Below are 16598 nucleotides of genomic sequence, written 5' to 3' on the forward strand. Positions count from 1 at the left end.
AAAAGATACCTTTTTTAAGCAGAGTGGGTCAAGCAGCGTAAAACCATATCATTACGATGCACCATAGCAGAACGCGCTTCATATCCAAGTATAGATTCAATTTCTTCGCTTTTACGCCCCATAATGCGTACAGCTTCATCTTTGCCATAACTCACAAGTCCACGAGCAATCTCAATCCCATTTGCATCAACAATTGCAACTGTATCTCCACGATGAAACATGCCGCCAACCGCTACAACTCCTGCAGCTAATAAGGATTTTCCAGATTCAAGAGCTTTAACTGCTCCCTGATCAATCGTCAAAATACCAGATGGTTCTAAATGACCAGAAATCCACGTTTTCCAAGCGTTGATAGGCTTTTCAGCAGCAGCAAAAAAACTTCTGCGCTCTCCCTTGTCAATCGCCGCAAGAGGATTCATACGCTTACCTGAAGTAATAATCATAGCCGTTCCAGCCGAATTCGCTATTTTCCCAGCATCAAGCTTTGTCTTCATTCCTCCCCGAGAAAACTCTGAAGCAGCAACATCTGCCATTTTTTCGATATCACTCGTGATTGATGCAATAAAGGGGATAAATTCAGCCGTTGGATCACGCTGTGGAGACTTCGTATAAAGACCATCAATATCTGATAAAAGTATTAAGAGATCTGCCCCCATCATCGTTGCCACACGGGCAGCTAAACGATCATTATCACCATAGCGAATTTCACTCGTGGCGACTGTATCATTCTCATTAATAACGGGCACTGCTCCAAAACGCAAAAGCACATTAATCGTAGCACGTGCGTTGAGATAACGTCGCCGCTCTTCCGTATCAAATAAAGTGAGCAAAATCTGACCCGTTTTTAACCCATATTGAGCAAGCGCATCACCATAGGTTTTAGCTAATTCAATTTGACCCAAAGCAGCACATGCCTGACTCTCCTCCAACTTTAAAGCACCCTTAGGGAGATGGAGTAATGTTCTCCCTAAAGCAATAGCGCCTGAAGATACTAATAAGATCTCAACGCCGTTTTGACGCAACTCAACAACATCATTTATCAAACTTTTAAGCCATTGAGCTCGTAAACCTGTCTGTGGATCAACCAAAAGCGCAGATCCAATTTTGACCACAATGCGTTTATAGTGTGAGAGCTTCTGCAATCCAACTGCCATCTTACTCAATCCTGATATCCCCATCGATATCCTCTTTGCGTGCCATTTCAATAATCTGTGCACCAGCACGCAGCACATTTTCTAAACCTTCGCGACTCACCGCCGAAAACATCATCACAGATTTACCCGTTACTCTTTGCAGGACCTCTTGTTTGGTTTTACGCTCGTCAACGGTGAGAGTATCTATCTGACTTAAAGCTACAATTTCAGTCTTATCACTCAGATTGTTTCCGTATGCTTCGAGTTCATGACGCACAATCTGGTATGCTTTTGCCACATCTTCTTCTTGAGCAGAAATCAAATGAAATAAAACACGACAACGTTCTACATGCCCTAAAAAACGGTCTCCAATCCCCACGCCTTCATGTGCCCCTTCAATCAAACCAGGAATATCAGCCAAAACAAATTCCCGAGCATCAACACGTACAACACCAAGATGAGGATAAAGAGTGGTAAAAGGATAATCTGCAATTTTTGGCTTTGCAGCCGTTACTGATGCTAAAAAAGTTGACTTCCCAGCATTTGGCAAACCAATCAATCCCGCATCAGCAATTAACTTTAAACGAAGCCATAATATGCGTTCTTCTCCAGCCAATCCCGGATTTGCACGGCGAGGTGCTCGATTCGTAGATGTTGTAAAATGAAGATTCCCAAAACCACCATTCCCACCTTTTGCAAGACGGTAACGTTGTCCAACTTCCGTTAAATCACAGATTAATGTCGTATTATCTTCTTCAAAAATTTGCGTCCCAACCGGCACTTTAAGGATAATATCATCACCCTTTTCACCCGTCATGTTACGCCCCTTGCCATGCCCCCCTGTTTTAGCTCTAAAATGCTGCTGGTAACGATAGTCAATCAGTGTGTTAAGCCCGTCAACAACAAGAGCCCAAACATCACCACCACGTCCTCCATTGCCCCCATCAGGGCCCCCAAATTCTATGAATTTTTCACGACGGAATGAGACTGCCCCTGCTCCCCCATTACCAGAACGAATATAGACTTTAGCTTGATCAAGAAATTTCATTGGAAACGCTCACCGAGGAATCAATCCCTTTACCTCTACAGGCAATGTATCAGTTTTACCAGTTTTTCATCATTTACAAAAGAAAAACTATAAATAAATTCACTGAAGACTGGTTGAAAATATCCTTACATTTAAATTTGTAAGGGGAGTTAAAACTTCTGAAAAAAGAAGTTACCGTTGAATTTGTGTTTTTGCCTTAAATTCAAGTGCTAGAAGATAAAGCTCAACTGATTCTGTTCGGCTTGCAGGCGGCTTAACATGATGGACTGTTTTAAAATTCTGTTTCAATGTAGTGAGAAGGGTATTTTCTGCTCCACCTTGAAAGGCCTTTGCTAGAAAATGCCCTCCAGGTTTGAGAACCGAAAGAGCAAAATCGGCAGCAACTTCACATAAATAAATTGTTCTTAAATGATCTGTTTGACGATGTCCTGTTGTTGGTGCAGCCATATCAGAAAGCACGACATCCGGCTTTGTCCCTAAAGCATCAATTAATTTCTGCGGTGCATCTGCATGCAAAAAATCCATTTCCAGCATCACAACCCCAGGCAATGGGTCAACATGCAAATAATCAATACCAACCACGCTAGGCTTCTCGTCACTTGACCCTACTATACGCCCAGCTACCTGACACCATCCTCCTGGCGCTGCCCCTAGATCAATAATCTTTTGACCTTTTTTGAGAAACTTATAGCGCTCATTAATTTCGATTAGCTTATAGGCTGCACGCGAACGATAACCATCTGCTTTCGACTGATGGACATAAGGATCATTGAGATGCCTCTCTAACCACCGCCGCGACGATGCTTTAATGGTTCCTGCTTTTTTCTTTACGCGCTGATATAATTCATGTGATCCTGAGCCACCATATCCACCAGTCGGTGTTTTCGTTGTTTTTTTCATAAATATTCATTTTCTCCATATTCTGATAACTGGCTAACGCTTGAAGCCTCTTCTCTTCCTATGGTGACACCATACACCATCGCGTAACATTAGCTCTATCAAAATTCCTTCTCTCAACCCACGATCTGCAACTCTTAAACGCTGACTGGGCCAAACTTCTCGAATAACGTCTAAAATTGCGCAACCAGCCAAAACTAAATCCGCTCTTTTTCGCCCAATGCAAGGATTTGCTACGCGTTTTTTTATATCCCATGACAATAAGCGTTGCATCATAAGAGTAATATCTGCATCATTCATCCAAATGCCATCAATTTGCTTGCGATCATAACGCTCTAGATTAAGATGCATTCCTGCTAAAGTCGTAATCGTTCCAGAAGTTCCCAAAAGATGAAACTTTGACCCCTGAGCCAGAGATCCCAATTTATAACGATCTGAAAATTTATCTAAAAAACCCCGTACATAGTTTTTCATCTTTTCAAAATCATCTAAACTCATATCATTCTCTCCAAAACGTTCAGCAAGTGTAACAACACCAACAGGAAGAGAAGTCCAAGCCCTAATCTGTTCAGCTAAATGCAAAGAACGCTTTTTGGAAACATCAAGGAGCACAATTTCTGATGATCCACCTCCAATATCAAAAAGTACAATTGCATCGGTATTCGGTTCAACGAGCGTGCTACATCCTGAAACAGCAAAACGCGCTTCTGTTTTCCGATCAACAATTTCTAATTTAAGGCCAGTCTCCTCCAAAACACGTTGAATAAAATGTCTACCATTTTTTGCCGAACGGCAAGCTTCCGTTGCAACCAAGCGATAACGCTTAATGTGTCTTTGTTTTAGCTTTAAACGACAAACTTTTAACGCTTCAATCGCCCGATCCATAGCTTGTGCATTAAGAAAGCCATTGCTTACCAAACCTTCTCCTAACCGTACAATACGTGAAAAAGCATCAACAACCTTAAAATACCCTGGTTTACTAGGAGATGCGATAAGAAGACGACAATTATTCGTTCCTAAATCAAGTGCCGCATAAAGAGGTGGAGATTTTAATTGAGAGAACCGTGGAAGAAAAAGTGTTTTTTGACTTTTTGTTTTTTTGACACCCACAACTGCTCGCCCTTGGAATTCACAAACTGTATTCGCTTGAATAAGCACCTGTTTTTGTTTCCAATGTCTTTTCCGCTGTTGTTTCTTTATATCGGCAGAAAGAGAACATACCTTTGTCTGTAGTAAAAATGCAGAATGATTATTTTTATTGCACCCACGGTGATCACGCAATTGCACTGCTCTAGTATCGTACACTCTGCCTCGCTTTGACTCTTTTGGACCGTAATCTAAAGGGGCCATTTTTTCTTATCCCTTGAGGGTTTATCTCCAAATAAACAAACGCGAGAACTTTCCTGCTCATTACTAAAGCTAAGAATGCTGTATCAAATTACCAATATAAAAAAAATATTATTATTTTCTATCATCAAAATTTTCCGTGATAGCATCATTCAAGCGTCTGAAGAATGTTTTGATCTTTAAAAAATAAAAATTTTCCGCAACAGCATAGTTCTCTTTATAGATTTGGAATTATAAATTAATCGTTTATGCTGGCATTCATTTTTGTAACTTCCCAGCTCTTTTTGTATAATTCGCGTTAAATGTGTTTTTAAGAAACTCTCTTGTAAAAAATATTGGAGATATACCCACCAGAAAGAAGATTGTTAAAGGTTTCTCTTTAAAGGCAATTTTATTTAAAAAGGGAAACTTATACTCCAAGGAATTCCTTAAACCACTCTTCTTCTTTGTATCCATAATATATAAGAATTTTGAGGAATTACACTATCACCCTTAAGACTACTAAAGTACTTCAATTGCAACCTGTTGATGTTGGATAAAATAGCTTTAAAAACCGTATAAACTTTTACAAAAACAGAAAAATTGACATATTTCTTGTCCAAAAGTAAGTATTCTTACTTATTTTCAGTTTTAATTAGCTACCCTCAATGATTTTTTACTGTTAATGAATAATGCAATTCACTCTATAAATAAGCCCTGTGGAAAAATCTAACTTTATTTTTTATTATATAAACAACTTATTTTATTGTTATTTTACATTTGTAAAATGTATCTTTGTTTGAATAAAGCATCTCTTAGCATGTCGATGTGAATTTCTTACTCATTGTACTCCTCATTTAGATCTGAAAATACAGCACAACGATTTATGAAAATAAGCCTGCTAAAATTTATCTACGCAGTCTATCGTTGTAAAGAATAAAGTGCTGCACTCAGCCCTTTAAATGGCACCGTAAAAGAAAATATCTTTCCCTCTTTTACCTTGTAGGAAATACGCACTTTTTTATTCTGCTCTATTTGTTTACTAAAAATTGGTCCTAAAGGCGATTGTGCCAAGCAAACCGCTTCATTACATTGCGTATAACGAATGAGGACAGGCTTTTTAACACCTTCAACAAACATTCGGATAGGAACATTTGTATCAGCATTTGGCAATGTCCGAAATAGCATTACTGCTTGGCCATTTTTCGTAGAAACAAGAGACCAACTAAAAATAGTATTATCCTCTTGATCATGGACCGTCTGCGTCACATTGCATATACCTTGCTTAAGCGATTGTTTTTCATCGCAAATTAAAGTCCAATTATCAAATTGTGTAACGACTCGACGTGTTTCACCAGGAGGTCCACTAGGAACAACTAAGTGCGGTGGATGCACCGTATAAACATTGTTTTTTTCATCAGCAAAGCTTCCATAATTGCCTAATAAGACAAGGGCGAACAGAATCTTTGCCAAAAGATTTCGCTTTTTAATAATTGTATTAATTTTCTTCATTATCATCTCAGTTTCAGGATGATCCCTGCCCCCATACCTATGTGACCTCGGGAACTGGTTACAGACAGGTTAGAGCGAATATTCCCATCTTCTGATGTATAACCAGCACCAAACGCAATTGCAGATTGACCTCGCCATATACCACTGCCCAATCCAACACTTAAAGATCCAGGCGTATCATAATAACGCAGGTTAGCTACTGCTAAACCAATAGCTGCTGCTTGTCTTGCCTCTTTGCGTACACTCTCAATGTCATAACTTAATGCTTCAAATTTTATATCGGTATATTGGTTAGCCTGATCAATCGCATTATTGATGCTATTATTCACTCGTTCGTCTGTATACTTTTTCGCATCGTCCAGAACAATCTTCATCTGCTCCTTAGTGAAATCACGCAACTGACCTCCATTAATGGCTTCTTTCGAATCCTTTTCAATGCGGCCATCAGCAACATTATCAATCATTACAGGCTCACCAGGATCTCCACCCGCTAACGTAATGCTATTGGTCTTTTTCCCATCCGCATCTTTGTCATAGTTAACAGCGCCATCTGTTACTACACTTGCAATATCTTTTACATGTTGATCAAGCGTATCTACCCTCTCTTCAACTTTTTTTACCTTCTCATTCGTCGTCCAAAGCTGCCCTCCATTCACAACTTCTTGCGAGTTTTCTGCTATCTTACCATCCAATACATTCGTAATCTTACTCGCTTCTCCTTTATGACTAGCGTCATACGAGCCTTGCTCTTCATTCCAATTCAAACTATTGGACGAGACATTCTTTTCAACATCTTGAATACGCCCGTTGATACTCGTCATACTCTCACTTACACCATCAAACGCACTCGCAACGTCACTATAGCTCTTTTTCTCATCAGAACTACCATCACTCTTGAATTGCGCAACCTTGAATTCTGGTGCACTCCATTTGCCATCACTATACCCAGCTCCTCCACCAAAATATGCAGCTAACGCATTGCTCATCGAATAAAGTTGTGAGCCATTCACTGCTTCTGTTGAACTTTCTGATAGAATTCCAGCCATTACTCCAGATAGAGTCCGTGCTTTACCCCCACTGTTTATAAGAGTAATCTCACTGCCATCTTTTTCTCCACCAATCTTGATAACCTTTGTCTCTTCATCCCACTTAACAAGGTTATCAGCTACCACTTTGTTAATCTCATTATTAACCTTGTTATGAAGCTTCGTAAAAGAACTGCTAACACCATCAAATGCCTCCGCTACATTATTATAGGTTTCCTCAGACGCATTTCCATCGTCATCAAATTTTCTAACCTTGAAGCTCGGAGCGGCCCAATCCCCATTTTCATACTTAGTGCCTCCACCTAAATAAGTGGAAAGCGCATTGCTCACTGAATAGAGCTGAGATCCATTCACGGCATCCGTAGATCCTTCCGAGAGCGTTCCTGCACTGATACCGGTAAGTGTCCGTGCTGCCCCATCACTGTTTACAACTGTGATTTTAGTACCGTCTTTTTCGCTACCAATTTTGATGACTTTTGTTTCTGTATCTTGCTTAACAAGACTATCGCTTATTACATTAGTAATATCATTTTTAATATTCGTGAAAGAAGTACCTACATCAGCAAAGGCTTCCGCTACATTATCATAACTCTTCTCCTCACCAGGAGTACCATCTGAATTGATGGTTTTAAGCTTGAAACTTGGAGCGGTCCATGCACCGTCTTCATACTTAGCATCACCACCAAAATACTTCGCAACTTTCTCACCCATGGAATAAAGCTGCGAACCATTCACCGCATCTGTTGAATCCTCAGTAATGCTTCCATTCTGAAGAAACGTAATCTTGCTATTTGCTTTCGTATCTCCTTCTCCATGCTGCGCAACAAAGGCTTGTTTTTCTTTGCTCCACGACAAAGAATCCTGCGCTACACCTTGAGAGACTTCCTTAATACGCTGATTCACATTCTGGATACTCGTATCAAGCCCTTCAAACGTTTTACCAACATCTTTAAATTCAGTTGGTGTTACCTGACCATCAGCATCAACCTGAGATAGTTTATAAGTTGGGGCTGTAAATGAACCGCTGTCAAATGATGCGTCACCACCTAAGTACTTCGCAACTTCCTCACCCATGGAATAAAGCTGCGAACCATTTACTGCATCCGTTGAGCTTGAAGTAATGTCGCCAGCCTGAAGAGATGTAATCTTACTACTGACTTTTTCTTCTTTGCCGTGCTTTGCTACAAATGCTTTATCCGTTTCACTCCACAACAAAGCATCACCTTGAACTTCTTGAGTAATCTTCGTGATTTTTTCATCAAACTTCTTTACCTCATTTGCTAGATGAGTGTTCACATTCTTGACACTCGTATCAAGACCTGCAAACGCACTACCAACATCGTTATATGAATTCTCTGTTACCGCACCATCTTCAGAAACATTAGAAATCTCGTAAGTCGGGGCAGTCCAAGTTCCATTCTCATACTTAGCATTACCGCCTAAAGACTTCGCAACCTCGGTGCCAAGAGAATGAAGCTGCGAACCATTGATGGCATCATGAGAATCCTTGGCAATAGCGCCATCAGCAACATTATGAAGACCTACGGGGTCTTTATCTTTACCACCCAAGGTTACACTCTTATAATTAATCGTGCTATTTTCATCACCTGTTTTATCGTAATGAACAACAGCAGATTCATCAGACTGAAGACTGTTAGAAAGCTTCTCTAAACTTTCATCAAGCTGCCCTTTGTTAACAGCTTCATTCTTTTGTGTTGCTGCCTTCACTCCGGAAAGTATTCTATCCCCTTTGTCCTTATTGGCGATATTGATTTCACCGCCTTCTGCTGCTGCACCAATAGTGAGAAGATGCGTTGTTTTATCTTGCTGAACAAAGCTTTCGCTTTCCAATTTGTTAACCACATTATTAACCTGCTCAGTCAATTTATTCTGAACATTCGTGAGAGAAGTACCAACTCCAGTCAAAGCACTCGCAACATCAGTATAAACTGTCTCTTCAGAAACACCATCATCCTTAACAGTCTTAACCTTGAAACTAGGATCGGTCCATGTGCCATTCTCGTACTTAGCTCCGCCTCCTAAATACTTTAAAACCTTGCCACCCATTGAGTAAAGCTGACCACCTGTAATGGCATCCGTTGAGTCTTCAGTGATATCTCCATTTGCAAGAAATTTAATCTTGCTATTTGTTTTTTCTGTTCCTTCTGCCCCATGCTGCGCTACGAATGCATTATCAGATTGACTCCATAACAACGCGTTCTGCTTCATATTTTCAGAAACTTCCGTGTTATTTTTAGTAATCTCATTCTGAATATTCGTAAAAGAGGTCCCAACACCCTCGAGGGCTGCAGCAACATTATGATAGTCTTTATCTTCTGTTTTGCCATCTTCCTTGACAGTTTTAACCGTGAATGTAGGAGCTGTCCATTCTCCATTCTCATAGCTAGCGTTACCACCAAAATATGTAGCAACCTTGTCGCCAAGCGCATGAAGCTGCGAACCATTCACCGCCTCTATTGAATCTTTAGAAATTTTTCCCCCCATCACACCGGAAAGGGCGCGGTTCTCATTATTTTTGTTTTGAAGATTGATGATTGTGCCTTCTGTTTCCTTACCAATAGTGATAGGATCAGTATCCTGTTCTTGTTTAACAAGGCTATCACTTTTTACATTGGTAATTTCCTTATTAATCTCATTTTTAATATGCGTGAAAGAAGTCCCTACACCAGCCAAAGCTTCCGCTACAGTATGATAGGTTGACTCAACTGTACTACCATCATCCTTAAATGTATTAACCTTGAAATCAGGTTGGGTCCATTCCCCATCTTTATAGCTAGCGCCACCACCGAAATATTTCGAAATAGTCTCAGCTCCTTTTTTCAGATCAGCTGTTACAGTCGTAACATTTTGATTGGTCTCAAAAAGTTGGGAACCATTGACGGCATCATGAGAATCCTTGGCAATCTTACCATCGGCTACATTATGCAAGGCAACAGGGCCTTCCTTCGGATCTCCAAAAGTCACACTCTTCTTATTCACTTTACGCGCTGATCTGGTAAATGCACTGACTTCTTCGGTATCTGCTTCCTCATCATAAAGAACTGCCACAGAGCGCACATCTTCAATTTTGTCAGAAAGAGTGGTTACATCTTGATCAAGTTGCGCTTTGTTAACGGCATCAGTACCATCAGTACCTTTTGCTAATCCTGTTATCTTTTTACTGCCAGCGCCAATACCATCGGTCATTATTTTCGGACCACCCGTAATTACTAAGCCCGTTGCATCTAAGGTATTATTCCCCATTTTTGCACTACTTAGTTCAACATCTTTAGCGAGATCAAATTTTACTTTATTGTCGTCCTTGCCTTTTGTAATATTCAAGTTGTTACTTCCAGCAGAAAAATCTACATCGCTGTCCATAAGAACATCTTTAGCATTTTCACCACCAACAGACAGTTTCCAACCGTTTTTTCTTACGATTTGTTCTAAGTCCATTAACTGTCTAACATTCACTGCATCGGCAACATCAGAACCAGCTGCTACGCCTGTAATTTGTCTGGTTATACCCTTACTATGATCACCAACACTAACCGCGCCCCGCGTACTTTTCCATTGCGCCTGGGTGTTTGTTGCAGGACCCTGCAACAAAGATGTATACCCAAAAACACCAGCAGCTCTATTGGAATAAGAATTGCTCCCTAGAGCAACACCTCCAGACACTTTTGTCTGCGCCCTAAAGCCTAAAGCTGTACCAGCATTCTCTTCCACCTGTACATAACGACCAACAGCAACCACGTCACTATTTAGTGCTGTTATGTCGGCACCAACAGCAACGGACCCACCTCTATGGATTTGTGATTTAGAACCAATGACAACAGACGATGCTAGACTTTTATCTTGATCGGAAGAGGCTAGAAGCGCCTGTGCTTTATTACCAATAACAACACTCTCTACGGTTTTCTCCTTAATGCCATTACCAAAAACGACACTTGATTCCGATACATCACGTTGCATTTCTGGGGAACGTAGCAGATTCGCGATTGAACCATTCTGCAAAGTATCAGAGACATTATTCGGTTGCAGAGTTTCAGCGCTCGTGATCAAAGTGGCACTCAATGATGTTGGATCATTATAAGATACTAATGCTTGCTCACTTATAGGAACAAACAAGCGTGGGCCAACGAGAGATCTCTTATATTGCTCTCCTGCATCCAATGTCCTTTGCGATAAACTTTTGCCATCCGATACCAAAAAATTCATAATAGGATTATCATTGCTTTTACCCAAAAGAGTATTGATGAGAAAATTTACATAGTCATTGGAAGCATTAACTCTAACTCTTGGCATCACCCCCATATTCAATGCTGTTAAATAACTTTCCGTTAATGTACGAGAAGCATCCAAACCACTGTTATAGGTATTATAAACAGAGATAACACTTTGTGGAGAAGCCACAGCAGTCTTCTTTACGCTTTTAAGAATCACTTTGCTTAAATCTAGATTTGCTGCAAAACTAAGAGAAACATTTGACAAAAAAGCCACCATTGCAGCAAATGAAACACCCTTAACCAGAGAGAGTGGATAAGGAGAAAGAAGAGATTTTACGTCATTGCGCGCTAGTGTGGTATAGAATTTTTTCATAACAAATTCTCCAAGTCAGAAAAACATATTCATAACATCAAAAAGACACATTTCAGCGCTAGTAGGATTTTAGTGGTATGGTTTTTGTCTGTTCTATAAAAAGATTCGGCTTTTTGTAGTGGAAAAAAATATCTAAAACTTCGGTGAGATCGTAATCGATATTAATCGGCAATTCGCTTAATGAAGTTTCTGTTTTTGAGCAGAGTGTTCTTTTCATAATGGAGTCCTTGAATTTAAGAATAAGAAAAAAGACTGGATTGACATAAAAAGAACATATTTTAACACTAGTATTAGATATAGGGTTTGTATTTTTATAAGTTAAAGAATTTATTTTGTTTATTTGAGGATATAAAAGGTACTTGTTTCGAAGGAAGGTTTTTTATTTAGTAAGTTCTTAGAGTGAGAACTTATTGAGTGGTGTTTTTTTATTTTGTAAATTTGATATGGTTCTTTTTTAAAACAGAGTATAATCCTTTTTAGGTGTTGTTTGTTTACAGTAAGGGTTAATGTTTTAATTAAATTTTCTAGATCGTAGAGAGTGGAATTATCTCAGAATAAATACTCCTCTTATTATAAAATGAATGCATTTTGTTTGTACAAAAGTGCTTTACTGCAATACATTAGCTACAGAATATTAGATCTAATAGCAAGAGGAAATTTTTTACTCTGTAAAAACATACTCTAGTTGATATAAGAGTGTGTTTTTTAAGTGAATGTAGTGTAACACTGTTTTTATACCTAAAACTTTCGCCCTTATCTTATAAGACAAGGGCGAATAGAGGTATCGCTGAAATATCTTTTTATCATCTTAGTCTTAGGGTAATTCCTGCTCCCACACCCCAGTGACCTCCGGCACTCGTTATAGATAGGTTAGAGCGAATATTCCCATCTTCAGACGTGTAACCAGCACCAATAGCAAATGCAGATTGACTACGCCAGATACCGCTACCAAATGAAACACTTAAAGATCCAGGTATATCATAGTAACGTAAATTAGACACTGCCAAACCAATAGCCGCAGCTTGTCTTGCCTCTTTCCGAACATCCTCAATACCATAGCTTAGCGCCTCAAACTTCATATCTGTATAGGATTTTGCCTCATTAAGACCATTAGTTACGATATTATTGACTTGCTCATCCGTGTACTTTTTCGCATCGTCCAGAACAAGTGCCATCTGCTCTTTGGTGTAATCATGCAACTGACCTCCATTAACCGCTTGCTTAGAGCCTGCTTCAATTTTGCCATCTGCTACATTATCTATCATTACAGGCTCACCAGGATCTCCACCCGCTAAAGTGATCTTATTAGTTTTCTTCCCATCCGCATCTTTGTCATAGTTAACAGCACCATCGGTAACCGCACTTGCAATATCTTGTACATGTTGATCAAGCGTATCTACCCTCTCTTCAACCTTTTTTACCTTCTCATTCGTCGTCCAAAGCTGCCCTCCATTCACAACTTCTTGCGAATTTTCTGCTATCTTACCATCCAATACATTCGTAATCTTACTCGCTTCTCCCTTATGACTAGCGTCATACGAGCCTTGCTCTTCATTCCAATTCAAACTATTGGACGAGACATTCTTTTCAACATCTTGAATACGCCCGTTGATACTCGTCATACTCTCACTTACACCATCAAACGCACTCGCTACATCATTATAGCTCTTCTTCTCATCAGAACTACCATCACTCTTGAATTGCGCAACCTTGAATTCTGGTGCTCTCCACTCGCCATCCTTATAGCCTGCTCCACCTCCAAAATAGGCAGCTAACGCATTGCTCATCGAATAAAGCTGGTTCCCTGTGATCGCTTCCGTCGAACCTTCAGAAATATCACCATCCAGAAGAGACTTCAGTTTGCTCTTGCTTCTTTTATCTCCCTTCCCATGAACCGCTACAAACGCTTTGTCTTCATCACTCCACAACAACGCATTCTGCTCAATATTTTCAGAAATCTCATTATGAAGCTTCGTGAATGAACTGCTTACACCCGCAAACGCTTCCGCTACAGTACTATAGCTCTGCTCTTCAGAACTACCATCATCTTTGAATGTGGTAACTTTGAAAGTAGGAGCACTCCATTGACCATCCTCATACTTAGCATCACCACCAAAATAAGTCGCTAGCGTCTGATTCAAACTATAAAGCTGGGAACCATTAATGGCTTCTGTTGAGTTTTCAGAAATCTCCCCATTTGCAAGATACTTAATCTTGCTATTGGTTTTTGATCCATCTTTGCCATGCTGTGCTACAAACGCTTTGTCTTCATCACTCCACAATAACGCATTCTGCTTAATATTTTCAGTAACATCCGTGTTATTTTGAGTAACCTCTTTATGAAGTTTCTCAAAAGATGTACCTACACCCTCAAAAGCAGCTGCCACACTCTCATAGCTGTTTTCTTCAACATCACTACCATCATCCTTGACAGTCTTAACCTTGAAATTCGGTGCAGTCCATTTGCCTTCTGCATATCCAGCACCACCACCAAAATACTTCGCAAGTGTAGTATTCAGAGAATAAAGTTGGGAACCATTAATGGCATCGGTTGATTCTTCTGAAACCGAACCTTCCTTAACACCAGACAGGGTCCGCGTTGCATGATCAGTGTTTGCAATATTAATGCTCGTACCACTTTTTTCGCCACCAATGCTGATAACATGCGTCTTTTCATCTTGCTTAACAAGGCTATCACTGACAACTTTATCAATCTCATTCTTAACTTCATTGTGAATATTCGTGAAAGAAGTACCTACACCCTTAAACGCTTCCGCTACACTCTCATAGCTCTGCTCTTCAACATCACTACCATCTTCTTTGACGGTCTTAACCTTGAAACTTGGTGCTGTCCATGCGCCATCTTCATACTTAGCACCACCGCCAAAATACGTAGCAAGTGTAGTATTCAAACTATAAAGTTGGGAACCATTGATGGCATCGGTTGATTCTTCTGAAACCGAACCTTCCTTAACACCAGACAGGGTCCGCGTTGCATGATCAGTGTTTGCAATATTAATGCTCGTACCACTTTTTTCGCTACCAATGCTGATAACATGCGTCTTGTCATCTTGCTTAACAAGGCTATCACTGACAACTTTGTCAATCTCATTCTTAACTTCATTGTGAATATTCGTGAAAGAAGTACCTACACCCTTAAACGCTTCCGCTACACTCTCATAGCTCTTTTCTTCAACATCACTACCATCATCTTTGACGGTCTTAACCGTAAACTTTGGAGCTGTCCATTTGCCATCTTCATACTTAGCATCACCGCCAAAATACGTAGCAAGTGTAGTATTCAAACTATAAAGTTGGGAACCATTAACGGCTTCTGTTGAGTTTTCACCTATATCCCCATTTGCAAGATACTTAATCTTGCTATTTGTTTTTGCTTCATCTTTTCCATGCTGGGCTACAAAGGCCTTATCAGTTTCGCTCCATAACAACGCATTCTGCTTAATATTTTCAGTAACCTCCGTGTTACCTTGTGTAACCTCTTTTTGAAGATTCTTGAAAGAATTACCTACACCCTCAAAAGCGTCCGCTACACTCTCATAGCTCTTTTCTTCAACTTCACTACCATCTTCCTTGACGGTCTTAACCTTGAAACTTGGAGCTGTCCATGCACCATTCTCATAGCTAGCATTACCGCCCAAAGACTTCGCAACACTGCTGCCAAGAGAATAAAGCTGACCACCTGTAACAGCATCCGTTGAGTCTTTACCTATATCTCCAACCGCAAGAGACGTAATCTTGCTGTTTGCTTTTTTATCTCCTTCTCCATGCTGCGCTACAAATGCCCCCTTATCCTTACTCCAGTTCAAAGAATCCTGAGCAACACTTTCAGAAACATCCTTAATACGCTGGTTTACATTCTTGACACTCGTATCAAGACCTGCAAACGCACTACCAACATCGGTATATGAACTATCAGTTACTTTACCATCTTCAGCAACATGAGATAATTTATATGTTGGTTCGGTAAACGTACCGTCGCTAAATGCCGCATCACCACCCAAGAATTTAGCTAAATCTTGAGAGATTGCATCAATCTGGTTACCATTGATAACATCATGAGAATCCTTGGCAATCTTACCATCGGCAACATTATGTAAACCAACTTGACCTTTGCTTGGATCTCCAAAAGTCACACTATTTTTGTTAACTTTACGGGCTGATCTTGTAAGGGCACGGACGTCATCTGCATCTTCTTCTGTATCGTAGAAAACTGCTACAGAACGCACGTCATCAATATCTTGAGAAAGTTTAGTCACGCCCTCATCAAACTGACCTTTATTGACAGCTTCATTGTCATTCTCCGCCTTCTTCACGCCAGAGAGTGTTCTATCCTTACTGTCCTTATCGGCAATAGTGATTGCAGAACCATCTTTTTCGCCACCAATCTTGATAATCTTTGTCTTGTCATCTTGCTTAACAAGACTATCACTTACTACATTAGTAATATCATTTTTAATATTCGTGAAAGAAGTACCTACATCAGCAAAGGCTTCCGCTACATTATCATAACTCTTCTCCTCACCAGGAGTACCATCATCTTTGATGGTTTTAAGCTTGAAACTTGGCGCTACCCATTCTCCCTTATCATTATATCCAGCACCACCGCCAAAATACCTAGCAACCGTCTTATTCATTGAATAAAGTTGACCACCCGTAACAGCTTCCGTTGAGTGTTCAGAAATCTCCCCATTTGCAAGATACTTAATCTTGCTATTCGTTTTTGATCCATCTTTCTCATGCTGTGCTACAAACGCTTTGTCTTCATCACTCCACAACAACGCATTCTGCTTAATATTTTCAGTAACTTCCGTGTTATTTTTAGTAACCTCTTTATGAAGTTTCTCAAAAGATGTACCTACACCCTCAAAGGCTTCCGCTACACTCGCATAGCTGTTTTCTTCAACATCACTACCATCATCCTTGACGGTCTTAACCTTGAAACTCGGTGCTGTCCATTTGCCTTCTGCATATCCAGCACCACCGCCAAAATACTTCGCTAGCGTGGTATTCAAA

The 16598-nt window shown here is 40.1% G+C and carries 7 protein-coding genes; all 7 read right to left on the reverse strand.

All coding sequences use genetic code 11. The features are described from left to right. Positions 1–14 precede the first annotated feature (14 nt). Entirely contained in the window at positions 15–1154 is a 1140-nt protein-coding gene (gene proB, locus QHG54_RS04820) for a glutamate 5-kinase (protein WP_317992722.1), read from the reverse strand. Between the two features lies 1 nt (position 1155). Further along, positions 1156–2181, reverse strand: coding sequence for a GTPase ObgE (obgE, locus tag QHG54_RS04825; RefSeq protein ID WP_317992721.1), 1026 nt, complete (start codon positions 2179–2181; stop codon positions 1156–1158). A 171-nt stretch (positions 2182–2352) separates the two neighbouring features. Continuing rightward, positions 2353–3081: an RlmE family RNA methyltransferase gene (locus QHG54_RS04830; RefSeq protein ID WP_317992720.1), complete on the reverse strand. Its 729-nt coding sequence runs from the start codon at positions 3079–3081 to the stop codon at positions 2353–2355. Between the two features lie 33 nt (positions 3082–3114). Then, positions 3115–4428, reverse strand: coding sequence for a Ppx/GppA phosphatase family protein (locus QHG54_RS04835; protein ID WP_406603943.1), 1314 nt, complete (start codon positions 4426–4428; stop codon positions 3115–3117). Positions 4429–5325: 897 nt separating this feature from the next. Next, positions 5326–5916, reverse strand: coding sequence for an invasion associated locus B family protein (locus QHG54_RS04840; protein WP_317992718.1), 591 nt, complete (start codon positions 5914–5916; stop codon positions 5326–5328). Positions 5917–5918: 2 nt separating this feature from the next. After that, complete coding sequence (locus QHG54_RS04845; RefSeq protein ID WP_406603944.1) at positions 5919–11564, reverse strand: Vomp family autotransporter; 5646 nt, start codon at positions 11562–11564, stop codon at positions 5919–5921. Between the two features lie 803 nt (positions 11565–12367). Next, on the reverse strand, positions 12368–16597 hold the full coding sequence (locus QHG54_RS04850; RefSeq protein WP_406603945.1) for a Vomp family autotransporter: 4230 nt from the start codon (positions 16595–16597) through the stop codon (positions 12368–12370). Position 16598 lies beyond the last annotated feature (1 nt).

This window comes from Bartonella gliris, assembly GCF_045277155.1.
Classification (GTDB): Bacteria; Pseudomonadota; Alphaproteobacteria; order Rhizobiales; family Rhizobiaceae; genus Bartonella; species Bartonella gliris.